The sequence below is a fragment of the Paenibacillus sp. FSL H3-0310 genome, from assembly GCF_038002785.1.
In the GTDB taxonomy this organism is placed as follows: domain Bacteria; phylum Bacillota; class Bacilli; order Paenibacillales; family Paenibacillaceae; genus Paenibacillus_AQ; species Paenibacillus_AQ odorifer.
The window spans coordinates 1,038,085-1,063,591 of sequence record NZ_JBBODC010000002.1 but is presented as its reverse complement, the minus strand read 5'-3'; the positions used below and the strand labels follow the sequence as shown (position 1 = coordinate 1,063,591).

The following is a 25,507-nucleotide window of genomic DNA, read 5'->3' as shown; positions in this document are numbered from 1 at the left end:
TCTATATATAGTAGGAAAAATAATTTCAACTTCTCACAAAATATTTCTCAATATACGTTAAATAGCCCCGCAAAGTGTAGCTAGCGCATTAAGCGAGATCCTAGACTTTTGCAGAGCAATAATAATAAAAAGCAGTAAAAAAAGACCACCGCAGTGGTCCCTTAGTGGCCTAACTTACGCACTCAAAACTTTTCTGCCTTTCAAGCGGCGAGCTGCCAGCACTTTACGGCCGTTTTTCGTGCTCATTCTTTTACGGAAACCGTGAACCTTACTACGTTTGCTCACATTTGGTCTAAATGTCGGTCTCATAATTGCACCTCCCTTACAGGAACTTAATTACTGTCATATAAGCAGAAACGGACTAAGCCGTCCTTATAGTAGGGACAGTATCTACAAGAATTATCATTTTTATATATCGAGACATATCCTTACAGAAAACACCTTTATATATTTAAACATATTTTATGAGCAAAAGTCAACCTAGTAACCGGCTTGTTCCTCCCCCTCAAGCTCAGGTGTTTATCCACAACTCTCCCCAGGAAAAAAGTAATCCACAAGATATGACAGTTATCCACCTGTGATCAAAAAATAAAGTCGACTACTCACAGTTGAGCACAACCTGTGTATAAAATTATCGAACCTTTGGCGTAAAGTGTCGAACCGTAAACAAATTATCAACAATATGTAGTGGTGTTCCTAATAATTGTACACAAGTGCTTGAATTTGTGGATAAAATAGCCCTGCTCATTGAAAAACAAGGGGCGTTTTGCTATGATGGTATTACTTTTGAATGTGAATAGATTTGTTTGTTCTCTTAATTATCAACAAGCTGTGGATAAAGTTGTGAACAAATCAAATTTATCCATATTTTTTTGTCTCTTCATATTGCCTACTGGGGATAAATATCAGCACCAACCTATTTTCTTCGACATTTCCACTTCATGGCTGATGCCACATTTGGAAGATTTAAAGGAGTGACAGTCTGTGGACAGCCATACTTCCGAATTATGGCAGCAAATTTTATCGATTATTCAAACCAAATTAAGCAAGCCGAGCTTTGATACCTGGTTTAAGGCTACTAAAGCGATAACCTTCAACTCCCAGGTTCTCATTATCTCGGCACCTACAACGTTTGCAGTAGAATGGCTGGAAAGTCGTTACACCAAACTGGTAGGAGCAACCGTCTACGAAGTCACAGGGAAACAAGTGGATGTAAAATTCGTGATTGAAGAAAGCAAGCCGCCTGAGCTTGTGGTTCAACAATCCGCTCCGACTCCCGTAGTATCAAGAGAAGAAGCACAAACGCATCTGCTCAATCCAAAGTACACTTTTGACACCTTTGTAATCGGCTCTGGGAACCGCTTTGCGCATGCAGCCTCACTGGCAGTGGCCGAAGCACCAGCCAAAGCATACAATCCCTTGTTTTTATACGGTGGTGTAGGTCTGGGCAAAACCCATTTGATGCACGCAATTGGGCACTATGTCCTGGAACATAACCCAAATAACAAGGTAATTTACATCTCGTCTGAGAAATTCACGAATGAATTTATCAATTCGATCCGTGATAACCGCGGTGAAAGCTTCCGTAACAAGTATCGTAATGTTGACATTTTGCTTATCGACGACATTCAATTCCTCGCTGGAAAAGAGTCTACACAGGAGGAGTTTTTCCATACTTTCAATGCGCTCCACGAAGAACGCAAGCAAATTATCATCTCCAGCGACCGACCACCAAAGGAAATTCCCACACTGGAAGAACGGCTGCGTTCCCGGTTCGAATGGGGCTTGATTACGGATATTCAACCACCAGATCTGGAGACCCGGATTGCGATTTTACGCAAAAAGGCTAAGGCAGAGAACCTTGATATCCCTAATGAGGCCATGATGTATATTGCCAACCAGATTGACACCAATATTCGTGAGCTTGAGGGTGCATTAATCCGGGTAGTTGCTTATTCTTCGCTTACCAACCAGGATGTAACCACTCATTTGGCAGCTGAAGCGCTCAAGGATATTATTCCTTCCAGTCGTCCCAAGATGATCACCATCGCTGATATTCAGCAAAAAGTCGGAGAATACTACAATTTGCGCCTTGAAGACTTCAAAGCACGCAAAAGAACCAAAGCCGTAGCGTTTCCACGTCAAATCGCAATGTATCTATCCCGTGAACTAACGGATTATTCGCTGCCTAAGATTGGTGAGGCTTTCGGAGGACGTGACCATACGACCGTAATTCATGCGCACGATAAAATTACACAGGCATTAAAGGTCGATCAGGAGTTGTACAAAGTGGTAAATAATCTTGCGGAGAAAATTAAAAATCCTTCCTAAGAGGAACAAAGAGCCTATACACAATCTATACACATGTGGGTAGGCTTAATTTTATGCTGTTTGGTGGGGTTATCCACATATTCGTCGCCCCTACTACTAATACTATTAAATAACTATAATAATTCATCATGTAAAGACGCGTAATTAACAGACTCAAATCCATCGAAATTCCCAATTTTTCAGCTAGGAGTGAAATCATGAAAATAAGCATTCTTAAAAATGAGCTTAACGAATCCATTCAACACGTATCCAAAGCTATATCCAGCAGAACAACAATCCCTATTTTGACCGGTATTAAACTGGAAGTTAGCCATCAAGGCGTCACATTAACTGCAAGTGATACCGATATTTCTATTCAATCGTTTATTCCAGCAGAGAATGACAGCCACACCATCGTGAAGATAGATCAGCCAGGAAGTGTTGTCCTTCCCGCTAAATTTTTCGTCGAGATTATTAAGAAGCTGCCCTCCAAAGAAATCCACATGGAAGTAAAAGAAGGATTCCAAACGTACATTTCTTCCGGATCCACTGAGATTCAGATGGTAGGTTTAGACCCTGAAGAATTCCCAGTGTTACCGAGCATTGAAGAGAATGACACGATCTCTCTACCAGGTGATTTGCTGAAAAATATGATTAAACAAACAGCCTTTTCTATTTCTACCCAAGAGACAACTCCGATATTAACGGGTATACTATGGAATCTGAGCGACAATGAGTTTAAGTTTACAGCGACTGACCGTCACCGCTTGGCAACAAGAGCTGCTAAACTTGAAGGCACGGAAAATGTCAATTTCGGAAATATTGTTATTGCCGGTAAAACCCTTAATGAGCTCAGCAAAATTATCCCTGACCAAAATATGCTGGTTGATATTGTCGTTGCGGATAATCAAGTTCTCTTCAAAATCGACAAAGTACTGTTTTATTCACGGATCCTAGATGGGATTTATCCTGATACTTCTAGAATTATTCCAACAACCTACAAAACAGAACTAACTTTAGATACAAAAAAATTAAGCGAATCGATTGATCGTGCTTATTTGCTGTCCCGGGAAGAAAAAACAAATATTGTTCGTATGCAGACGCTTGATCAAGGCGGTATTGAAATTTCTTCAAGCTCATCAGAGCTGGGTAAGGTTCGCGAGGAACTTGAAGTCATTGATTTCAAAGGTGAACCTCTCAAAATATCTTTCAACTCGAAATATATGCTTGATGTATTAAAGGTCATAGAGAGTGAGCAGCTCGTTATTGCATTTACAGGGATGATGAGTCCGATCATTTTGAAACCACTTGACCAAACCAATAGCTTGTATATCATTTTGCCTTACCGTACAACAAATTAATGCCAACATTCATGAACATGTGGATAAGTGGCTGAAAGGATAAAAACCATGAAAAAAATACTTATCCACAGTGGATACATTAAGCTGGACCAATTTCTGAAACTCGCAGATTGTGTATCCACAGGTGGAATGGCCAAAGCTTTATTGCAGGAAGGTCACGTATTGGTCAACGGAGAGGTAGAGGAACGGCGCGGCAGAAAACTTTATCCGGGTGACAAAATCGAAGTGCAGGATAACGGTACCTTTGAGGTTGAAGGCGGAGGAGTAAAAGAGTAGTACGCTAGGGGAGGAACCATTTCGTGTTTGTTAAAAATATCGGTCTGCAGCATTATCGGAATTACGGGCTGCTGCGTCTGGAGAGCCTGGGCGATGTGAATCTGATTCTGGGTCAGAACGCCCAAGGCAAAACAAACCTCATGGAGGCATTGTTCGTCCTGGCGATGACCAAAAGCCACCGCACCTCTAAGGACCGCGAACTTATCTCCTTCGATGCCCCCGGAGATGCAGCTCAGATCGTTGCCGAGGTGGAACGCAAGTATGGCGATCTCAAGCTGGAGCTCACCCTATCTGCCAAAGGTAAAAAAGCCAAGATCAATGGTTTGGAGCAGCGGCGCCTTAGTGAGTTTGTTGGATCTCTGAATGTGGTCATGTTTGCACCGGAAGATTTAGAGATTGTAAAAGGGACCCCTGGTATCAGACGGCGTTTTCTTGATATGGAGATCGGCCAAGTCCAGCCTAGTTATCTATTTCACCTACAGCAGTATCAAAAAATTCTCTTGCAAAGAGGTAATCTCTTAAAGCAATTATGGGGAAAAGAGGCTGCAGGGAAAGAGCTTCTGGAAATCTGGGATGCTCAACTTGTAGAGCATGGTGTTAAAATCGTCAAAAAAAGGAAACAATTCATAAAGAAGCTGCAAATATGGGCTGAAAGCATTCACCGGGGGATTACGAACGGCGGAGAAGAACTGAAATTGCTCTATGTCCCCTCTTTCGGCGATCGGGATGAGGAAGATGAAGCTGTCTTATTAGACAATTTTATGTTAAAGTTATCACAAACGAGAGAACAAGAAATCAGGCGCGGCATGACGCTGACGGGTCCCCATCGGGATGACCTGTCCTTTTTTATCAACGGAAGGGAAGCTCAGGTCTACGGTTCTCAAGGACAGCAGCGTACCACGGCTTTATCGCTTAAGCTGGCGGAAATCGAGCTGATCCATGAGGAAATCGGAGAATATCCTGTGCTGCTTCTTGATGATGTTTTATCCGAGCTTGATCCTTACCGCCAGACCCAGCTTATTGAAACCTTTCAAAGCAAGGTACAGACATTCATTACCGCTACCGGAATTGAGGGTCTGAATGCCGATAAATTAAAGGGCGCCAGCCTATTTCATGTTCATGATGGAAAAGTTGAGTTATAAAAGAGCGGAGGACGATCATGTATATTCATTTGGGCGGGGAGAAGATCATTAGGTCTTCGGAGTTAATTGCTATATTTGATATTTCGATTGAGAAATCTTCCAAGGTATCTAAGCAATTCGTTATTCACTCTGAGCAGGATAAGAAGCTTGAGCGGATTGGCGAAGAGGAAGCAAAATCTATTGTCGTAACTAAAAATATCGTGTATTACTCCCCCATTTCCTCCTCCACTCTTAAAAAAAGAGCCAAAATTTTGCTCGAAATATAACTTGCATTGGGTAACAAAGAGATAATCAGAAAGAAGTAGGTGAAGGCATGTCAATGAATCAACCGACATATGATGAGAGCCAGATTCAGGTACTGGAAGGGCTGGAAGCGGTTCGGAAACGTCCGGGCATGTATATTGGTTCGACTAGTTCTAAAGGTCTCCATCACTTGGTATGGGAGGTCGTCGATAATAGTATCGATGAGGCACTCGCAGGTTATTGTGACCGGATTCAAGTGATTATACATGAGGATAACGCGATCACTGTTATCGATAATGGACGTGGCATACCTGTAGGTGAGAATGTAAAGCTTAAGAAGTCGACGCTTGAAGTCGTAATGACCGTGCTGCATGCAGGCGGTAAATTCGGCGGTGGCGGATATAAAGTTTCCGGTGGTTTGCATGGTGTGGGTATCTCTGTAGTGAATGCCTTGTCTGAAAAGGTCCTTGTTAAGGTCAAACGTGACGGTCATATCTACCAACAGGAATATAGACGTGGTGCACCGCAGTATGATATCAAAATCGTTGGCGATTCAGATGAGACAGGAACGACTACAACCTTTCATCCGGATCCTGAAATATTTACGGAAACCACAGTTTTTGAATATTCGACACTGCTTACTCGTATTCGGGAGCTGGCTTTTCTTAACAAAGGAATCGAGCTTTCACTTCATGATGAGCGGACGGATGTCACCAACGTGTTCAAATACGAGGGTGGTATCGTTGAATATGTGAAATATTTGAATGAGAAAAAAGAAGCACTACATGAGGATCCGATCTACGTGGAAGGCTCACGCGATATGATCCAAGTTGAAGTGGCTCTCCAATATAACGATTCGTATACTGAGAACATCTACTCTTTTGCGAATAATATTAATACGCATGAGGGCGGAACGCATGAATCCGGCTTTAAAAGTGCGCTGACCCGTATCATCAACGATTATGCTCGTAAAGCGGGAGTACTGAAGGATAGCAATTCGAATCTGACTGGTGATGACGTGCGTGAAGGATTGACAGCCATTATTTCTGTCAAAATTCCAGATCCACAATTCGAAGGTCAAACGAAAACTAAGCTCGGAAATAGTGAAGTGCGGGGTATCGTAGAATCACTGTTCGGAGAGAAATTACAAGAGTTCCTGGAAGAAAACCCAGCAGTGTCACGTCGCGTTCTTGAGAAATCACTTTCCGCTTCACGCGCTCGAGAAGCTGCTCGTAAGGCACGTGAGTTAACCCGTCGGAAGAGTGCGCTTGAAGTCAGTGCTCTGCCTGGTAAACTCGCCGACTGTTCATCCAAGGATGCCTCGATCAGCGAACTATACATCGTCGAAGGTGACTCAGCGGGTGGATCGGCTAAGCAAGGACGGGATCGCCATTTCCAAGCGATTCTACCGTTGCGTGGTAAGATCCTAAACGTTGAAAAAGCTCGCCTTGACCGTATTTTATCTAACGCGGAGATCCGCGCCATCATTACGGCTTTGGGCACAGGGATCAGCGATGACTTTGACTTATCGAAGGCTCGCTACCATAAAGTCGTTATTATGACCGATGCCGACGTCGATGGAGCCCATATTAGAACGCTATTATTAACGTTCTTCTATCGTTACATGCGGAAGCTAGTAGACGCGGGTTATATCTATATTGCACAGCCTCCTCTCTTTAAGATTGAGCGCAATAAGGTTATCCGCTACGCAGGCAGCGAGAAGGAACGCGATGATATTATCGCTTCTTTTGGAGAAAATGCTAAGGTTAACGTCCAACGTTACAAAGGTTTGGGAGAGATGAATGCAACCCAACTTTGGGACACAACGATGGACCCTGAGACCCGTATGATGCTCCAGGTTACGATTGAAGATGCGATGCTGGCAGATAGTATTTTTGATACACTTATGGGTGACAATGTTGAACCAAGACGTGACTTTATCCATGAGCATGCCAAGAACGTTAGATACCTTGATGTGTAAAAACAATATTTAATACAACCTCCGGCTTCTATTCCTAACGGAATGAGAACGCTGGAGGTTCTTTGATTTCAAGCTTCTTTTTAGGCTCTTGTAGATTGTTTATTGCGGGTCGAATAAGGGGATTTTCTTGCTTTTACACGTCCATAGGCTACGGCATAGCGATGTATTTTACGATAGATTGATTTATCAGGAAATAATTTGAATACAGCAATGGACGGAAGAGTGTTGACTTCCAGCAGCCACATATCCAGATGCTGATCCATGGCAATATCCAGACCAATCTCTTTGATTCCCGGATAGGCAGATTGAAGCTGTGCCGCGATTTGTATACCCAAAGCTTTTAAGTGATTGATCGTAACTAGGACTTCAGAGGGCGGCATATAATTTTTTAGCAGAGTACTTACGGAAAGGATACTGCCTCCACTGTGATAATTGGTGACGATTTTTTGAGGGGCAGCTACTCTTCCAAGCATTCCTGTTGTTTCCCATACTCCTGATGGAGTCTTTTGGGTAAGAACCCGAAGATCAAAAGGGCGGTCTTGATGACGCAGAAGGTCAATCCCTTTTTGAATCAAATAGGTTCGATTCTGAATTCGTTTCTGTAAGTTCTCATACAGCTCTTCTGGTGAGAAAAACACTTCCGCAGTCTTCCCATATCTTAAAATATACAAGATCTGTTCTTCGGGCTCTTCTTTATTAACATTATCGAGGTCGGCACCGTGTTCAGCTTTCTGTTTGCTAGTGCTAAGAGTTACAGTACGCTGCTCAGCTCTCATTACACCGATACCATAACTTCCTCGATCTGGCTTAATATAGACCATTGTATATAACGCAAGCATCTCCTTAAGAGCATTGACATCGAATTTACGGGTATCAGGCACATATTGCAATAGAGAGTGATTTTGAAGGATGACTTTCGTTTTAGCCCATTTGCTTGGGACGCGTTGAATCTTCATTATCTTCCTCCTTATGAGTTTTGTGCAGGAATAGGTCCTTTGGGTTCCTTGTTGTAAAAAATGCAGTGGCAGCATAATCTTTGACAGCTGAAAATCAGGACAAGCTACCTAAACAATGGTATAATATAAGGATATGGGGTTATGCCTTATCGAACGATATTAGGATAATAAAACCGTGTTTCTTGTCTTTACAGTCTATGTAGTAAAGATATTTGCGGAAAGGGCAAATACCCTGATAAGCGCAAAAAGAAATCAATATTAGAAGATAAAAGGCTATCATGTTTAATTGTGCTACTTTTGTGAAAGTAATATAATTAAGGGTAGCGGTTTTTTAACTGAAGGAGGTCCAGCAACTCATGGCTGAACAAAATAACCCACAAGTCAAAGATCGGGACATTGGCGTGGAAATGCGTGAATCCTTTATGGATTACGCAATGAGCATCATTGTTAGCCGGGCTTTGCCAGATGTGCGGGACGGACTCAAGCCGGTTCACCGACGCATTTTGTTTGCGATGTCGGAGCTTGGAATGTCTGCGGATAAGCCTCATAAGAAATCTGCAAGAATCGTCGGTGAGGTTATCGGTAAGTACCACCCTCACGGTGACTCAGCTGTCTATGAAACAATGGTACGGATGGCTCAGGATTTCTCGATGCGCTATATGCTTGTAGACGGTCACGGGAACTTTGGTTCGATTGATGGTGATATGGCCGCGGCGATGCGGTACACAGAAGCCCGTCTCTCCAAGATTGCAGGCGAAATGCTTCGTGATTTGAACAAAGAGACAGTTGACTTCGCACCCAACTATGATGGTGAAGAGAATGAGCCGGTTGTATTGCCAGCCCGTTATCCGAATCTGCTCGTAAATGGGGTATCTGGTATTGCTGTAGGTATGGCTACTAATATTCCACCGCATAACCTTGGTGAAGTTATCGATGGTGTGCAGGCGATGATTAAGAATCCTGATATCACGCCAATGGAATTGATGGAGTTTATCCAAGGTCCGGATTTCCCTACGGCTGGATATATTTTGGGTCGTGAGGGCATTCGTCAGGCTTATCGTACGGGGCGTGGTTCAGTAACCATGCGTGCGAAGGCAACGATCGAAGAGAACAACGGCAAGGCTCGCATCATTGTGCATGAGCTTCCATACCAGGTTAACAAAGCAAGATTGGTTGAAAAAATCGCAGAATTAGTACGTGAGAAACGGATCGAAGGTATAACGGATCTTCGAGATGAGTCTGACCGTAACGGTATGCGTGTAGTTGTTGAGATGAGACGCGATGTTAATCCAAATGTAGTATTGAACAATCTATATAAACATACTTCTATGCAATCCACATTTGGGATCAACATGCTTGCCATCGTAAATAACGAGCCGAAAATTCTTAATCTGCGTGATGTACTTTATCATTATTTGCAGCACCAGATTGAAGTTATTCGTCGTCGTACTATATTTGATCTTAAAAAAGCTGAAGCACGCGCTCATATCTTAGAAGGTCTGCGCATTGCGCTTGATCATCTGGATGAAGTGATTGCGTTAATCCGTGCTTCACGGACAACTGATATAGCCCGCGAAGGATTAATGAGCACCTTTAGCCTCAGTTTAGAGCAGGCTCAGGCTATCCTCGATATGCGGATGCAACGTCTGACCGGTCTGGAACGGGAAAAGATCGAGAATGAATATAACGAATTGATCGTTAAAATTGCAGAGTACCGTGAAATTCTGGCTAACGAGCATCTTGTACTGGAAATCATCAGCAACGAGCTGCAGGATATCCGCGATAGATATTCTGATGAACGCCGGACAGAGATTACGGTTGGTGAAGAAAGTATCCTGGATGAAGACCTTATTCCACGTGAAGAGGTTGTTATCACTATTACACATACAGGATATATCAAACGTCTACCTGTCAGCACCTACCGCAGTCAGAAGCGCGGAGGTCGCGGAGTCATGGGGATGGACACCAAGGACCAGGATTTCGTGGAGCATCTCTTCGTGAGTAACTCTCATAACTATCTGATGTTCTTTACCGATAAGGGTAAAGTTTACCGGATTAAAGCTTATGAGATCCCAGAATTGGGCCGTACAGCCCGGGGGACGCCAATCATCAACCTGATTCAAATCGAACAAGGTGAGAAGATTAGTGCGGTAATCCAAGTGGAAGATGGCGATAGCGACAAATATTTATTCTTTGCTACCCGCGAGGGTATCGTGAAGAAGACGCCTCTTGGGGATTATAACAACATCCGTAAAGGCGGTCTTATTGCTATTAATCTTCGTGAAGAAGATTCCCTAATCGAGGTTAAGCTGACTGATGGACAGCAAAATCTCATTATCGGTACAGCTCGCGGAATGTCGATCACGTTCTCAGAGAATGATGTGCGTTCTATGGGACGTAGCGCGACTGGCGTTAAGGGCATTACGCTTGACGGTAATGACCATGTCATTGGTATGGACTGTGTCGATAAGGAGCTTGAGGTTCTGATTGTTACTACCAAGGGCTATGGTAAACGGACACCAGCCGGTGATTATCGTTCCCAGACTCGTGGCGGTAAAGGGATCAAGACCATTAATCTCACCGATAAGAATGGTCCTGTAGTGGGTCTTAAGGTCGTTAAGAAGGATGAAGACTTAATGATTATTACGACTAGCGGTACCCTGATTCGTACCAGCATGGATGGAATTTCTACTATGGGCCGTTATGCTCAAGGGGTTAAGCTGATTAACATCCGTGAGGATGACGCAGTAGCTACCCTGTGTAGAGCTGACAAGAACGAAGAGGATGAATCTGAGGAAGTGGAAGGTCTGGAAGGCTTGGAAGGGCAAGAAGGCCTGGATGGGCAAGATACAGTCGAGGAATCTGGCAATATTGATCAGCCTGAGATCCTGACTGAGGACGAAGACACTGACTTAGAATAGGTTGAATTCAAAAAAGAGCAAGGGCTTCTTTTACAGAAGTTCTTGCTCTTTTTGTTGCTATTTGAATGACCGATGCTTATAAAAATAAAATAAATATTTTGAAAGAATAGTTTTCACTGCACTAGTGTCTTCCATTTATCCGTACTATAATTAGCCAATAGAATCCTATAAAGTACTAATTTCTCAGAAATTATCTGTCTTATCAATGTGAGGTAATGCTGGGTGTACGGCTTATAGAAATTAAGGGGCTGAGTATATGCCAAATATATTGGTTGGAGAAGTTAAAGCAGGCTCAAAGATAATAAAGGATGTAATTACACCTTTAGGGGGGACTTTATTCACTAAGGGAAAAATATTGCTCCCTCGTGATCTAGATATTTTACAGGCTTTTTTGATTGGGCAAGTGGAAATCGAAGGTGACCAAGGTGAGGCCAGTTCGGATGGAGCCAAGACAACAGCTAAGCAAGCTTCCCCTAAAGCTGGAGCCATTATCAACGAATCGATGTTGGCCAAGACTAATTCTCCTCTACATGATGAATACGATAAAATGCTCACTCTTATTAAGAACAGCTATCGATCGGTAACGGCAGCTTCACTTCCTATTTTTGAGCTTCGCAGTCAGTTAGAGACACTAATAGGTTATTTGAAGGATTATCATGTCTTGAAGTTTACACCGCGCACTTTAAAGTATGAGGATTACAACTATCACAATGCTGTGTTGTCCGCGTTGACATCCTATAAAATTGCTCAGTGGTGTGGGTACCCACAAAAGGATTGGATGCAGATTGCTTTTGCAGGATTATTACATGATATCGGCAATGCAAAAGTAGACAGCTCACTTTTACAGAAACCGGAGTCACTTAACAATAGTGAAATAGAAGAGGTTCGCCGACACACTACATATGGTTATCAATTATTACGCAATGTTACAGCGATTAATGAAGGGGTAAGACTTGCCGCCTTGCAGCATCATGAGAAGATTGATGGCTCTGGTTACCCATTGAAGCTGGACGGCAGTCAGATTCATTTCTACGCTAAAGTAGTCGCAGTAGCAGATATATTCCATGCTATGACCTTAGAAAGAGCCTACAGAAGAGCACAGTCTCCTTATTTGGTACTAGAGCAGATTCTGACAGAAAGCTTCGGTAAGCTTGACCCAGTGATTGTGCAGACGTTTATACAGAAGAGTACTGATCTCTTTAATGGCACTAGAATCAAATTAAGTGATGGCCGTCATGGGGAGATTATCTTCACAGATCGCGCAAACCCTACACGTCCGATGGTTAAAATAGAGGAAGCAATAGTTAACTTGATGTTGGAACGTGAATTGTATATTCAAGAGATCATTGCTTAGGGCGTAGGTACAAGGGAATAAGGCTGTGCTAGCCATTATATATCGCAGTATTGAGGCTTATGGCAGCACAGTCTCTCATTTATCTATTATATTTCAAAAAAAGACTTGCAATGCATCTCCATACATGATATATTCTAAGTCCGGCCAAGAAGTACACATGCCGAGCTCGAAAAAGAAGTTAAAAAAAGAGCTTGACATTAAATAGCCGAACATGATATAGTATAAGAGTTGCTGCTGAGACATTAAACGGCGCCAACGAGAACTTGATCTTTGAAAACTGAACAACGAGTGAGTAGGAAATCACGCAAGTGAAATCCAAAATTAGAGAATTAATTTTCTCGTCAGATGTTTCAAAATGAGCATATCGCTCTTTTCAATACTAATTGGAGAGTTTGATCCTGGCTCAGGACGAACGCTGGCGGCGTGCCTAATACATGCAAGTCGAGCGGAGTTACTTTGAAAGCTTGCTTTCAAAGTAACTTAGCGGCGGACGGGTGAGTAACACGTAGGCAACCTGCCCTTCAGACTGGGATAACTACCGGAAACGGTAGCTAATACCGGATAATTTCTTTTTTCTCCTGAGAGAAGAATGAAAGACGGAGCAATCTGTCACTGAGGGATGGGCCTGCGGCGCATTAGCTAGTTGGTGGGGTAACGGCCCACCAAGGCGACGATGCGTAGCCGACCTGAGAGGGTGAACGGCCACACTGGGACTGAGACACGGCCCAGACTCCTACGGGAGGCAGCAGTAGGGAATCTTCCGCAATGGGCGAAAGCCTGACGGAGCAACGCCGCGTGAGTGATGAAGGTTTTCGGATCGTAAAGCTCTGTTGCCAGGGAAGAACGTCCGGTAGAGTAACTGCTACCGGAGTGACGGTACCTGAGAAGAAAGCCCCGGCTAACTACGTGCCAGCAGCCGCGGTAATACGTAGGGGGCAAGCGTTGTCCGGAATTATTGGGCGTAAAGCGCGCGCAGGCGGCTATTTAAGTCTGGTGTTTAAACCTTGGGCTCAACCTGAGGTCGCACTGGAAACTGGGTGGCTTGAGTACAGAAGAGGAAAGTGGAATTCCACGTGTAGCGGTGAAATGCGTAGATATGTGGAGGAACACCAGTGGCGAAGGCGACTTTCTGGGCTGTAACTGACGCTGAGGCGCGAAAGCGTGGGGAGCAAACAGGATTAGATACCCTGGTAGTCCACGCCGTAAACGATGAGTGCTAGGTGTTAGGGGTTTCGATACCCTTGGTGCCGAAGTTAACACAGTAAGCACTCCGCCTGGGGAGTACGGTCGCAAGACTGAAACTCAAAGGAATTGACGGGGACCCGCACAAGCAGTGGAGTATGTGGTTTAATTCGAAGCAACGCGAAGAACCTTACCAGGTCTTGACATCCCTCTGAATCTGCTAGAGATAGCAGCGGCCTTCGGGACAGAGGAGACAGGTGGTGCATGGTTGTCGTCAGCTCGTGTCGTGAGATGTTGGGTTAAGTCCCGCAACGAGCGCAACCCTTAACTTTAGTTGCCAGCAGGTAATGCTGGGCACTCTAGAGTGACTGCCGGTGACAAACCGGAGGAAGGTGGGGATGACGTCAAATCATCATGCCCCTTATGACCTGGGCTACACACGTACTACAATGGCCGGTACAACGGGAAGCGAAGCCGCGAGGTGGAGCCAATCCCATCAAAGCCGGTCTCAGTTCGGATTGCAGGCTGCAACTCGCCTGCATGAAGTCGGAATTGCTAGTAATCGCGGATCAGCATGCCGCGGTGAATACGTTCCCGGGTCTTGTACACACCGCCCGTCACACCACGAGAGTTTACAACACCCGAAGTCGGTGGGGTAACCCGCAAGGGAGCCAGCCGCCGAAGGTGGGGTAGATGATTGGGGTGAAGTCGTAACAAGGTAGCCGTATCGGAAGGTGCGGCTGGATCACCTCCTTTCTATGGAGAATCGTTCTCTGCAATGAGGACATTCAAATCGGAAGTTTAACTTCCAAAACTCAGGTTTAGGCCTGTTACTCACTCGTTGCTCAGTTTTGAGAGTTTAAGCTCTCAAGTAAGACTTGATCCTTGAAAACTGGATACCGAAACGAATTTGCGTTTTAGAACATCTTTTAGCAACTTGTGTAAACAAGTAAATGTTATTAGTGAGATTTTTCTTCGGAAGAATCAAGGTTAAGCTAATAAGAGCACACGGAGGATGCCTAGGCGCCAGGAGCCGACGAAGGACGTGGCGAACAACGAAACTGCCTCGGGGAGCTGTAAGCAAGCTTTGATCCGGGGGTGTCCGAATGGGGAAACCCAGCTGTGGTAATTCGCAGTTACTCATTTCTGAATACATAGGAAATGTAGAGGCAGACCAGGGGAACTGAAACATCTAAGTACCCTGAGGAAGAGAAAACAATAGTGATTCCGTCAGTAGCGGCGAGCGAACGCGGAACAGCCTAAACCTAAGAGCTTGCTCTTAGGGGTTGTGGGACGTCTCACATGGAGTTACAAAGGAATATGGTAGGTGAAGAGGTCTGGAAAGGCCCGCGATAGAGGTAAAAGCCCTGTAACCTAAACTGTGTTCTCTCCGAGACGGATCCCGAGTAGTGCGGGGCACGTGAAACCCCGTATGAATCCAGCAGGACCATCTGCTAAGGCTAAATACTACCTGGCGACCGATAGTGAAACAGTACCGTGAGGGAAAGGTGAAAAGCACCCCGGAAGGGGAGTGAAATAGAACCTGAAACCGTGTGCTTACAAAAAGTCAGAGCCCTATTAATGGGTGATGGCGTGCCTTTTGTAGAATGAACCGGCGAGTTACGTTTAACATGCAAGGTTAAGCCGAGAAGGTGGAGCCGCAGCGAAAGCGAGTCTGAATAGGGCGAATGAGTATGTGGACGTAGACCCGAAACCGTGTGATCTACCCCTGTCCAGGGTGAAGGTGCGGTAACACGCACTGGAGGCCCGAACCCACGTACGTTGAAAAGTGCGGGGATGAGGTGGGGGTAGCGGAGAAATTCCAATCGAACTCGGAGATAGCTGGTTCTCCCCGAAATAGCTTTAGGGCTAGCCTCGGTATAAGAGTAGTGGAGGTAGAGCACTGATTGGGTGCGGGGTCCGCAAGGATTACCAAGCTCAGTCAAACTCCGAATGCCATATACTTATTGCCGGGAGTCAGACAGTGAGTGCTAAGATCCATTGTCAAAAGGGAAACAGCCCAGACCATCAGCTAAGGTCCCCAAGTGTGTGTTAAGTGGGAAAGGATGTGGAGTTGCACAGACAACCAGGATGTTGGCTTAGAAGCAGCCACCATTGAAAGAGTGCGTAATAGCTCACTGGTCGAGTGACTCTGCGCCGAAAATGTAACGGGGCTAAACACACCACCGAAGCTATGGCTAGATACTATGTATCTGGGGTAGGGGAGCGTTGTGTAGGGGTTGAAGGTGTACTGAAAAGAGCGCTGGACACTACACAAGTGAGAATGCCGGTATGAGTAACGAAAAGATCAGTGAGAATCTGATCCGCCGAAAGCCCAAGGTTTCCTGAGGAAGGCTCGTCCGCTCAGGGTAAGTCGGGACCTAAGGCGAGGCCGAAAGGCGTAGTCGAAGGACAACAGTTTGAAATTACTGTACCACCGTAATCCGCTATGAGCGATGGGGTGACGCAGGAGGGTAGTGACGCGGACTGATGGATGTCCGTCTAAGCAGTGAGGCTGATGTGTAGGCAAATCCGCACATCGTTAAGGCTGGGCTGTGATGGGGAGCGAAAATTATAGTAGCGAAGGTCATGATCTCACACTGCCAAGAAAAGCCTCTAGCCAGGAGAAGGTGCCCGTACCGCAAACCGACACAGGTAGGCGAGAAGAGAATTCTAAGGCGCGCGGAAGAACTCTCGTTAAGGAACTCGGCAAAATGACCCCGTAACTTCGGGAGAAGGGGTGCCCCGGTAGTGTGAATAGCACGAGGGGGCCGCAGTGAAAAGGCCCAAGCGACTGTTTAGCAAAAACACAGGTCTGTGCGAAGCCGCAAGGCGAAGTATACGGGCTGACGCCTGCCCGGTGCTGGAAGGTTAAGGGGAGTGGTTAGGGGTAACCCGAAGCTATGAACCGAAGCCCCAGTAAACGGCGGCCGTAACTATAACGGTCCTAAGGTAGCGAAATTCCTTGTCAGGTAAATTCTGACCCGCACGAATGGCGTAACGACTTGGGCGCTGTCTCAACGAGAGATCCGGTGAAATTTTAATACCTGTGAAGATGCAGGTTACCCGCGACAAGACGGAAAGACCCCATGGAGCTTTACTGCAGCTTGATATTGAATTTGGGTACGATCTGTACAGGATAGGTGGGAGCCGTAGAAATCGGAGCGCAAGCTTCGGTGGAGGCGCCGTTGGGATACCACCCTGATCGTATCTAGGTTCTAACCTAGTACCCTTATCGGGTACGGGGACCGTGTCAGGCGGGCAGTTTGACTGGGGCGGTCGCCTCCTAAAGAGTAACGGAGGCGTTCCAAGGTTCCCTCAGAATGGTTGGAAATCATTCGCAGAGTGCAAAGGCATAAGGGAGCTTGACTGCGAGACCTACAAGTCGAGCAGGGACGAAAGTCGGACTTAGTGATCCGGTGGTACCGCATGGAAGGGCCATCGCTCAACGGATAAAAGCTACCCTGGGGATAACAGGCTTATCTCCCCCAAGAGTCCACATCGACGGGGAGGTTTGGCACCTCGATGTCGGCTCATCGCATCCTGGGGCTGAAGTAGGTCCCAAGGGTTGGGCTGTTCGCCCATTAAAGCGGTACGCGAGCTGGGTTCAGAACGTCGTGAGACAGTTCGGTCCCTATCTGTCGTGGGCGCAGGAAATTTGAGAGGAGCTGTCCTTAGTACGAGAGGACCGGGATGGACGTACCGCTGGTGCACCAGTTGTTCCGCCAGGAGCATGGCTGGGTAGCTACGTACGGACGGGATAAGCGCTGAAAGCATCTAAGCGTGAAGCCCCCCTCAAGATGAGATTTCCCAATTAGTAAGACCCCTTGAAGACGACGAGGTAGATAGGTTGGAGGTGGAAGTGCAGTAATGCATGGAGCTGACCAATACTAATCGGTCGAGGGCTTATCCTATACTTAAAATGCAGATTTGTTTCGGATTCAGTTTTCAGGCATCAAGCCTGAAATACGCTTAGAAATTCATTGTCACTTCAGGTGATGAACCGAATTTCACGCGGCAGCGTCTGTTTCACAGACGCATGTTTGGTGGCGATAGCGGAGGGGTTCCACGCGTACCCATCCCGAACACGACCGTTAAGCCCTCCAGCGCCGATGGTACTTGGACCGAAGGGTCCTGGGAGAGTAGGACGTTGCCAAGCACGCAAGACCACTGTTGAGTAATCGACAGTGGTCTTTTTGTTATGTATATTTACTTAAGGATTGTTGCAAATTAAATTATGTTTGACAGACTAGAGTGTTTAACCCATAATACAATTCATACTAAACATATAAGAATTATAGGGGGAGCGAATTATGTCGTACTTTAGTGTATCTATTAAGAAACCAATTCTGTTGGGGGCAATAGCAGTTTTGCTATTGATGTTAATTGCAGGGTGCTCGGGGTCTAATAATAAGGCTGATTCAAATAAAGAGGCACAGGAAAGTGCGAGTCCGGCAACTCAAAGTCCTCAAACTGCAGAACCTGCAACGGGAGGGACTTTCGTCTATGGACGACCTGCTTCTGTAACTTCGCTGGATTTGCATAATCAGATTACGTCCAACAATGCTTTTGCAATCGACAAAGTCTTTGAATCATTAGTCGCTTTTGACAGCAAAGGTGAAATTGTAGATTGGCTTGCTAAGTCACATAATATCAGTGAAGATGGTCTGACGTATACATTCGAGCTTCGTGATGGGTTGAAGTTTTCCAATGGTACGGATGTGACCGCAGAAGATGCTGTATTCTCTCTTGAGCGGCACTTGAAGGTAGGCGGCCCGCTTGCAATATCCGCAAAGGTCGACACAATCAAAGCGCAAGATAACAAAACGCTTGTTATTACACTTAAAGAGCCTTATACACCATTTATCTCGGAGCTATCTAATTTCTCAAATGGTATCCTTCCTAACAATTTCGGGGGAGTATCCGAAGAGGAATTCTTCAAGAAACCAATCGGTACGGGACCTTTTGTTGTTGAAACATGGGACACTGCTGGTGATCTGACCTTCACTAAGAATACATTCTACTGGCAAGAAGGTAAACCCTATATTGATAAGCTCGTTTATAAGCTGATTGAAGATGACAGCCAAGCGATTAACCAGCTGAAGGCTGGAGAAGTTAATGCTATTGAATCTTTGGCTCTGCAAAATGCCAATGAGATTAAAGACGGGGCTGACACTAAAGTAGTTACTAACGGTAGTTGGGTGACAGAGCAATTGTTCTTTAATACGTTGGATGAACATTTTTCTGATGTGCATGTCCGTCGCGCTCTGGCGCTGGCGCTTGATCGTGAGGGCTTGACCAAGGCGCTAACCTTTGGTTATGCACAAACAGCAAACTCATTGCTGCCAACAACGATTCCTTATAACGCAAATGATACAATCAAAGCACTGAACTTTAATATCGAAGCAGCCAAGGAGGAGCTTGCAAAATCTTCCTTCCCTAATGGCTTCACTACCAAATTACTTGTAGCATCCGGTAATAGCACAAGAGCTCAAGAGGCACAAATTATTCAGGCAGCGGGCCAAACGATCGGGATTAAGATTGAGATTGAATCGATTGAACTTGCCACTTTCCGTGAACGTTTCTTCGCATATGATTTTGCGGCAATGCTGAACAGTGGCCAAGCGGATTCCCCTGAAGCGAACTCAATTATTGCTTTCCAGACCGATCCGGAAGGCTTCAGCAAATCATATTGGACGCATTATACAAATGATGAAGTAACGAAGCTTCTATATGAGGGACAAAAAACTGCGGATGGCGATGAACGTGCACAAATCTATACTAAGCTGCTGCAGACCCTTGCTGATGAAGTTCCTTATATTCCTCTTTACTATCCAGATGTTTTAAAAGGTATTCGTTCTTCAGTTGACGGTCTCGTTGTTCTACCGAACGGCAGTGCCCGTTTCGAAGATGTCCGCATCAGCCAATGATGAATCCTAAGCAGGTGTTAAATCAACCGAAAGGAAGCAAGGGTTCTTACAACTGGCTTGTGATATCTCTTATAAAAGCATTGGCAGTGATCTTCTGCGTAATGATAGCAGTCTTTTTCATCATACGAATCGTGCCGGGAGATCCAGCAAAAATGATTTTGGGAGAATACAGCACCCCTGAGGCGCTCAAGAGTATGCATCATACTCTTGGGCTGGACCTCCCTTTATGGGAGCAATTCATCCGATTTGTGAAGACGCTGTTTACTCAAGGAGATACTGGAAACTCCATTATTATGGGGACATCAACAAGAGAGTTGATTACACAACGGGCCCCTGTTACTTTGCTGCTCATCGTGATGGCTTGTGTGTTGGCGATTTTTGTATCCCTTCTGCTCGCTACGGTAGCCGCTACGCATAAGGATAAACTGCTGGACCATTTGATACGTATTTTTCCTACAATTACTCTAGGTATGCCAATCTTCTGGGTTGGCTTACTTTTAATTTTGCTCTTTAGTGTCCGGCTTGGCTGGTTCCCTGTTGGGGGAGTAAGTGAAGGGTGGGTCGGAACCTTGCATAGTCTTGCACTTCCAGCAGTCACTGTTGCTTTTTCACAGGTTCCTACGCTTGTTCGTTCATTAAGAGCGCAGATGCTTGAAGTGTTAGAATCGGATTTTGTAGTCACCCTTAAGGCTGCGGGCATACCAAACAGGGTTATTTTATTTAAACATGTGCTGCGCAACTCTGCTCTTCCTACGTTAATGCTGCTGGGTGTGAATATTTCTTATTTAATCGGAGGCACCTTGGTCGTTGAGCAGGTATTTGGAATTAAGGGAATTGGCAGCTTATTGTTCACCTCAATTTCGAAACGGGACTTTCCGGTTATTCAAGGAATAGCACTTTACTGTGCGCTATCTGTTGTGATCATCAGTCTCTTGATTGAAATCATTTCCTGGTGGCTTGATCCCAGAACGAAAGGAAAACAATGAAAACTATAAGACTAGACTCGCGATTGTATGAAGACGGTAAGATAACAAGCGGCTTAAAGCGAATATGGAATACCCCATCACTTCTAGTGGGAATTATTATGTTTGCAGCTCTTATTCTCTTGACTGTGTTTATACCTTATATAAGTCCTTATGACCCCTCTGAGCAAAATTTGAGTGCCTTTTTACAGCCTCCGTCAGCCGAACATTGGTTGGGAACTGATCAATTAGGGCGTGATCTGTTTACCAGACTGGTTTATGCAGCGAGGACTGATTTGAAAATCATGGTCTTGGCAGAAATCATTCCCTTTTGCACAGGTGTATTTCTAGGAATGCTGGCAGGATATTACGGCAAATGGATCGATACAGTTATTACGTTGTTGTCAGATACATTCATCGCCTTTCCTTTTTATCTGATCGTTATTATCGTGGCTTTTGCAAGTGGAGCAGGAGAACGAGGCATTTATATTACTTTTATCTTTGTAGGATGGATTGTCTTTGCCCGTGTCGTCAGAGGTCTTAGTGCTTCTTTTCGTAATCAGGAATGGGTGGCGTCCGCTCAAACCTTAGGGCTACCAGGAGTGAAAATTATTTTGCGTCATCTCCTGCCGAATGTACTTCCGCAAGCCGTGGTCGTCCTTATGACAGATATGATTGGATTGCTTGTTGCCATTGTTACACTCGGGTATCTTGGTATCGGCATTACACCGCCAACTCCTGACTGGGGGACAATGATTTCAGATGGACAGCCCTTCATCACTACAGCTTGGTGGCTCTCGGCCGTTCCGGGATTTGCAGTGGTGTATACGGGGATAGCTTTGTCGCTCCTAGGTGATGGTTTGGCAGACATATGGAGGAAAAAATAATGTCTATACAACCCATTTTAGAAATAGAGGCGCTATCGCTGGCAGCTAAGTCAAATGAGAGATTGGTCAATAATGTTAGTTTTTCGCTGGGTAGAGGGGAGAGTCTGGGATTAGTAGGTGAATCGGGATCAGGAAAATCGCTTACGCTGCGTGCAATTTTAGGCTTGCTTCCAAATGGTGTTGAACAGACTGGTGGCACCATTAAAAGTGACGTAAGCAGTGCGATGGTATTTCAAGATCCAAGAGGTGCGCTTGATCCGCTCTGTACGGTTGTCAAACAACTGGCTGAAGTTGTGTATTACAGACAGAAAGTAAGCCGTAAGACTTCGCGGGTAATTGCACTGGAACTGCTCGAAAGGCTTGGTCTCCCCGATTCATTGAAGAAAAAGGACCGGTATCCGAGTCAGCTGTCAGGCGGTCAGTGTCAACGGGTAGTCATCGCTCTGGCACTGGCGTGCAAGCCAGGCATACTTCTCTGTGATGAGCCGACAACGGCACTGGACGTCACGGTTCAACGGCAAATTATTGAGACGATCACGAGCCTCCAGCATGAGCTCAGTTTTGCCATGGTATTTGTTACGCATAACCTAGCGATTGCAGCAAACTTGTGTTCACGGCTATGTGTAATGAAACAGGGACAGATTGTTGAGCAGGGCAATACCCTTGATATTTTGCGAAATCCGAAAGACCCTTACACACAGATGCTGATTGATTCGGTGCTTCCTTTGCCAGAGCTTGAAGGGAGTAGAGACTCATGGAATTAGCCTTACAAATAAAAGATTTAACTGTTCATTATGGCGGCTTTACTGCACTGGATCATATCAATCTGAATCTTGAGCAGCACACCACCCTTGGGCTTGTTGGAGAATCCGGATCAGGGAAATCTACGCTGGCGCGAGTAATTGCTGGACTGATTGCCCCAAATGAGGGACAGATTCTGTTGGGAACCCAAGAATTAAAAAAGAAAAGAAGCCGTGAGCAGCACAAAACAATCCAGATGATTTTCCAAAATCCAGATGCTTCGCTAAATCCTAAACATTCGATTAGGCAAATTCTTTCCGAGCCCTTATTGTTTCATAAAATAGTGGGGCGTACAGATGTTGAACAAAGATGCAAAGAGCTTTTGAATCAAGTTCATTTAGAACAAAAGGCGTTAGACAAATTCCCGCATGAATTTTCCGGCGGCCAGCGTCAACGGATAGCGATCGCTCGTGCATTAAGTGTTGAGCCAAACATCCTGATCGCGGATGAACCTACAAGTGCGTTGGATGTATCTGTGCAGCTTAGTGTGCTCGAACTGTTCAATACGCTGAAGGCTGAGCTTAATCTCACCATGCTTTTTATTTCTCATGATCTAGGAGTAATCAATGCAATTAGCGATACGGTAGCAGTTATGCGGCAAGGAAGGCTCGTGGAGCAGAGTCCGCGGGACCAATTCTTCATCCGTCCTAAACATGAATACAGTTATGAGCTGTTGTCGGCGGTTCCGAAAATGCCAAAATAAAGTACATCAGGAGGTTTTTTTATGAACCGAGAACATAAAGGATACGTGCCACTTTCACTGGCTGAGTACAATAAGCTAACACATTTAATTTCCAAAGTCTTGTTTACTGAGCACCCTCCAGTTATTATTCCGGCTGAGGCAATCCTTGGAATCGAGGCGGTAGCCGCCGGAATAGCTGCACCCGGTCGAACCATTGTAAATATAGTAACAGGTCCTTATGGAAGTTTATTTGGAAAATGGCTTGAGCGGGGTGGAGCAACGGTTGTTGAAGTAAAGGTTCCTTTTGATGAAGTGGTCACTAGCGACCAAGTTGCTTCTGCGATTAAGGAGTTTAGACCTTGTGCCCTTTCTTTTGTTCAAGCTGAAGTGGTTACTGGAGGCTCTAATCCTGCTAAAGAAATATTTGAAATTGCAAAAGAATTCAATCTAATTACTGTGTCGGACTCCGTATCTGCGGTTGGGGGAGAGGCCCTGCTGGTGGATGAATGGTCCGTTGATTTTGCAGTTATAGGTGCGCAAAAAGCCTTAGCTGGACCCAACGGTGTTAGTGCCGTAAGTATTTCTCCACGTGGCTGGGAATTTCTTGAGTCGAATGAAAATGCTCCACGCAATTCTATTTTATCCTTGCTGGATCTGAAACCATCACTGGGAGACGCCGCGCCATCGCGGGTTGCCCCAAACATTCCTACGCTGGAGGCTAGAGCCTTGACTCAAGCTTTGACACGAATTGAAGAAGAAGGATTGGATCAAGTAATCAAACGCCATGAGCGAGCCGCAGCAGCTGCTGTAGCTGGTATTAAATCCTTGGGGCTTGAGCCTTGGCAAAAGGACAGCAGACATTATTCTACGCTGACTACAACGGTGCGGATTTCTGGAAAGCAAGAGTTGCGGATTGAGCAGCCTATAGGCATTGTGGCTCCCGGAGACGGAGAATTATTTGGCCATCTTCTACGGATCAACCATTTTGGAACGAATGCTGAGCGGCAAAGTGTGGAGAAGGCTATATCCACGCTTGCCGAACTGTTGAAACAAGACCCTGTTCAGGCATTAGCAGCTGTTCGGCTGGCATGGGGGGAATGAAGATGATTCATAAGCATTCAGAGCTGCAAACGTTCAATGACATTTTTATAGCAGGTATCGAAGGCAGACGTTTTGATGTCGTGATAAAGGATGGGCGTTTTTCATCCATTACTGAAGCGGATCCGCATCAAGTAGAGTCAAATCTTGCAGGAACAGATCTGTGGCTAAGTCCGGGTATTATTGATCTTCATACGCATTTAGCTTGGACAGATTTTGACCACTCTGATCAATTGAAGCGCGATGCCAACAAGATCGAAATTATGCAGGCACAAGCTTTTGAAGCTACTCTTAGAACGGGTGTAACGACTGCCCGTGATGCAGGTGGGATTCTGCCGAGCACAGTGCAGCATCTTGTTCAGCAATATCAGCATCCATTAAGAGTGCAGACCAGTAGCGATATGATTGGAGCAGCAGATGCCCGTGGTCTCAAGCATTTAGAACAACGCATGGCGGAAATCTTTGCTACAGGAGCGGGTTGGATAAAAATCATGGCCACAGGCGGGCTTGGAGCACCTACCGAGAAAGTCGTTGACCCGATCTTTTCCGAAGAAGAGTTCTCGTTCATTGTTCGTAATGCACATGCCCATGATAAGAAGGTACTGGTTCATACCTGGGGCGGAGTGACGATAGACTGGTCCATCCAGGCCGGCGTGGAATCAATAGAGCATGGGATGTTTCTAACTGAGGATCAGGCAGGAAGACTTGCTAACTCGAGGGTAGCGTTTGTACCCACCACATCAATTTATCGTATTGCTGCAGACCCAAAAGGCGTTCTAGCGTTGAACCCGATCATTTGCGACCGAGCTGCCCGCGCTGCCGAATGTCATTCCAAGGCCATTCATTATGCAAAAAGAGAAGGCGTTCGTATTGGATTCGGTACAGATTATGCCACACCTGCACTACATGGCTATAACCTTCAAGAACTGGATACATTGATTGATTATGGCTTAACTCGGAGAGAAGCGTGGCAGGCTGCGACTAAAAGTGCTGCTGATATTCTGGGGAGCGGTAACGAGCTGGGACAAATTGCAGAAGGTTTTATTGCAGATGCTGTTGTTTTCAAAGTGGATCCATATGAAGCGCACAATGCGGAGGCACTTCGAAGCAATATCATTGCCGTAATTACTGGAGCGAAGGAAGCGGAATTAATTTAGAATCGTCTAAGCTTCTTCTAAAAAACAACTGTTATCTTCTGCAGTTGTTTTTTTACTTTCTAGATAATTAGATGATAAGGGGAGGTAGTTATTATAATACGATAATACATAGATGATGTTTTATGCTTTTGATTTTATATAAAAAAACTCTTGCAATGCATCTCCATACATGATATATTCTAAGTCCGGCCAAGAAGTACACATGCCGAGCTCGAAAAAGAAGTTAAAAAAAGAGCTTGACATTAAATAGCCAAACATGATATA

Annotated in this window: 17 protein-coding genes and 3 rRNA genes; 18 read left to right on the top strand and 2 right to left on the bottom strand. The window is 45.3% G+C overall.

Translation table 11 applies throughout. The features are described from left to right. Positions 1 to 174 precede the first annotated feature (174 nt). Positions 175 to 309, bottom strand: a complete 135-nt coding sequence (gene rpmH / locus MHH63_RS24145; RefSeq protein WP_036677745.1) for a 50S ribosomal protein L34 — start codon at positions 307 to 309, stop codon at positions 175 to 177. A 675-nt stretch (positions 310 to 984) separates the two neighbouring features. Between rpmH and dnaA the strand changes: the two genes are divergently transcribed. The 6 genes from dnaA to gyrB all read left to right on the top strand — a co-directional run bounded on the left by dnaA (position 985) and on the right by gyrB (position 7,313). Then, positions 985 to 2,331 (top strand): chromosomal replication initiator protein DnaA, encoded by a 1,347-nt coding sequence (gene dnaA / locus MHH63_RS24140; RefSeq protein WP_036677741.1) that lies wholly within the window; start codon positions 985 to 987, stop codon positions 2,329 to 2,331. A gap of 197 nt (positions 2,332 to 2,528) precedes the next feature. Further along, complete coding sequence (dnaN, locus tag MHH63_RS24135; RefSeq protein ID WP_036677739.1) at positions 2,529 to 3,671, top strand: DNA polymerase III subunit beta; 1,143 nt, start codon at positions 2,529 to 2,531, stop codon at positions 3,669 to 3,671. Positions 3,672 to 3,719: 48 nt separating this feature from the next. Then, positions 3,720 to 3,947 carry a S4 domain-containing protein YaaA gene (gene yaaA, locus MHH63_RS24130; RefSeq protein WP_036677736.1) on the top strand — a complete coding sequence of 76 codons (228 nt, stop codon included), beginning with the start codon at positions 3,720 to 3,722 and terminating at the stop codon, positions 3,945 to 3,947. A gap of 23 nt (positions 3,948 to 3,970) precedes the next feature. Beyond that, on the top strand, positions 3,971 to 5,089 hold the full coding sequence (gene recF, locus MHH63_RS24125; RefSeq protein ID WP_036677733.1) for a DNA replication/repair protein RecF: 1,119 nt from the start codon (positions 3,971 to 3,973) through the stop codon (positions 5,087 to 5,089). A gap of 17 nt (positions 5,090 to 5,106) precedes the next feature. After that, positions 5,107 to 5,355 (top strand): extracellular matrix regulator RemB, encoded by a 249-nt coding sequence (gene remB, locus MHH63_RS24120; RefSeq protein WP_036677731.1) that lies wholly within the window; start codon positions 5,107 to 5,109, stop codon positions 5,353 to 5,355. Between the two features lie 47 nt (positions 5,356 to 5,402). Further along, positions 5,403 to 7,313 (top strand): DNA topoisomerase (ATP-hydrolyzing) subunit B, encoded by a 1,911-nt coding sequence (gene gyrB / locus MHH63_RS24115; protein ID WP_036677726.1) that lies wholly within the window; start codon positions 5,403 to 5,405, stop codon positions 7,311 to 7,313. 80 nt (positions 7,314 to 7,393) lie between these two features. On the opposite strand, the gene MHH63_RS24110 is transcribed toward gyrB, so the two are convergent. Further along, on the bottom strand, positions 7,394 to 8,269 hold the full coding sequence (locus MHH63_RS24110) for a YheC/YheD family protein (protein WP_341172174.1): 876 nt from the start codon (positions 8,267 to 8,269) through the stop codon (positions 7,394 to 7,396). A gap of 356 nt (positions 8,270 to 8,625) precedes the next feature. Here MHH63_RS24110 and gyrA point away from each other — a divergent pair, with 356 nt between their 5' ends. The 12 genes from gyrA to MHH63_RS24050 all read left to right on the top strand — a co-directional run bounded on the left by gyrA (position 8,626) and on the right by MHH63_RS24050 (position 25,243). Then, the gene (gene gyrA, locus MHH63_RS24105) at positions 8,626 to 11,190 is read left to right on the top strand and encodes a DNA gyrase subunit A (protein ID WP_076191454.1); all 2,565 of its coding nucleotides are present in this window, start codon (positions 8,626 to 8,628) and stop codon (positions 11,188 to 11,190) included. Between the two features lie 256 nt (positions 11,191 to 11,446). Further along, positions 11,447 to 12,544, top strand: a complete 1,098-nt coding sequence (locus MHH63_RS24100) for an HD-GYP domain-containing protein (RefSeq protein WP_341172173.1) — start codon at positions 11,447 to 11,449, stop codon at positions 12,542 to 12,544. Between the two features lie 380 nt (positions 12,545 to 12,924). After that, positions 12,925 to 14,482 (top strand): 16S ribosomal RNA (locus MHH63_RS24095). A gap of 232 nt (positions 14,483 to 14,714) precedes the next feature. Then, positions 14,715 to 17,640 (top strand): 23S ribosomal RNA (locus MHH63_RS24090). A 128-nt stretch (positions 17,641 to 17,768) separates the two neighbouring features. Beyond that, a 5S ribosomal RNA gene (gene rrf, locus MHH63_RS24085) occupies positions 17,769 to 17,885 on the top strand. Together the 16S, 23S and 5S rRNA genes form the textbook arrangement of a ribosomal RNA operon. A gap of 154 nt (positions 17,886 to 18,039) precedes the next feature. Beyond that, entirely contained in the window at positions 18,040 to 19,656 is a 1,617-nt protein-coding gene (locus tag MHH63_RS24080) for an ABC transporter substrate-binding protein (protein ID WP_076195273.1), read from the top strand. A gap of 14 nt (positions 19,657 to 19,670) precedes the next feature. Continuing rightward, positions 19,671 to 20,642, top strand: coding sequence for an ABC transporter permease (locus MHH63_RS24075; protein WP_340397590.1), 972 nt, complete (start codon positions 19,671 to 19,673; stop codon positions 20,640 to 20,642). Continuing rightward, positions 20,639 to 21,505, top strand: coding sequence for an ABC transporter permease (locus MHH63_RS24070; RefSeq protein ID WP_139330225.1), 867 nt, complete (start codon positions 20,639 to 20,641; stop codon positions 21,503 to 21,505). The genes MHH63_RS24075 and MHH63_RS24070 overlap by 4 nt, the downstream gene beginning before the upstream one ends. Beyond that, positions 21,505 to 22,269 (top strand): ABC transporter ATP-binding protein, encoded by a 765-nt coding sequence (locus MHH63_RS24065; protein WP_076195269.1) that lies wholly within the window; start codon positions 21,505 to 21,507, stop codon positions 22,267 to 22,269. The genes MHH63_RS24070 and MHH63_RS24065 overlap by 1 nt, the downstream gene beginning before the upstream one ends. Beyond that, the gene (locus tag MHH63_RS24060) at positions 22,260 to 23,009 is read left to right on the top strand and encodes an ABC transporter ATP-binding protein (RefSeq protein ID WP_076195266.1); all 750 of its coding nucleotides are present in this window, start codon (positions 22,260 to 22,262) and stop codon (positions 23,007 to 23,009) included. The genes MHH63_RS24065 and MHH63_RS24060 overlap by 10 nt, the downstream gene beginning before the upstream one ends. 21 nt (positions 23,010 to 23,030) lie before the next feature. After that, the gene (locus tag MHH63_RS24055; protein WP_076307474.1) at positions 23,031 to 24,089 is read left to right on the top strand and encodes a pyridoxal-phosphate-dependent aminotransferase family protein; all 1,059 of its coding nucleotides are present in this window, start codon (positions 23,031 to 23,033) and stop codon (positions 24,087 to 24,089) included. A gap of 2 nt (positions 24,090 to 24,091) precedes the next feature. Continuing rightward, positions 24,092 to 25,243 carry an amidohydrolase family protein gene (locus MHH63_RS24050; RefSeq protein WP_341172172.1) on the top strand — a complete coding sequence of 384 codons (1,152 nt, stop codon included), beginning with the start codon at positions 24,092 to 24,094 and terminating at the stop codon, positions 25,241 to 25,243. The last annotated feature ends 264 nt before the right edge of the window (positions 25,244 to 25,507 follow it).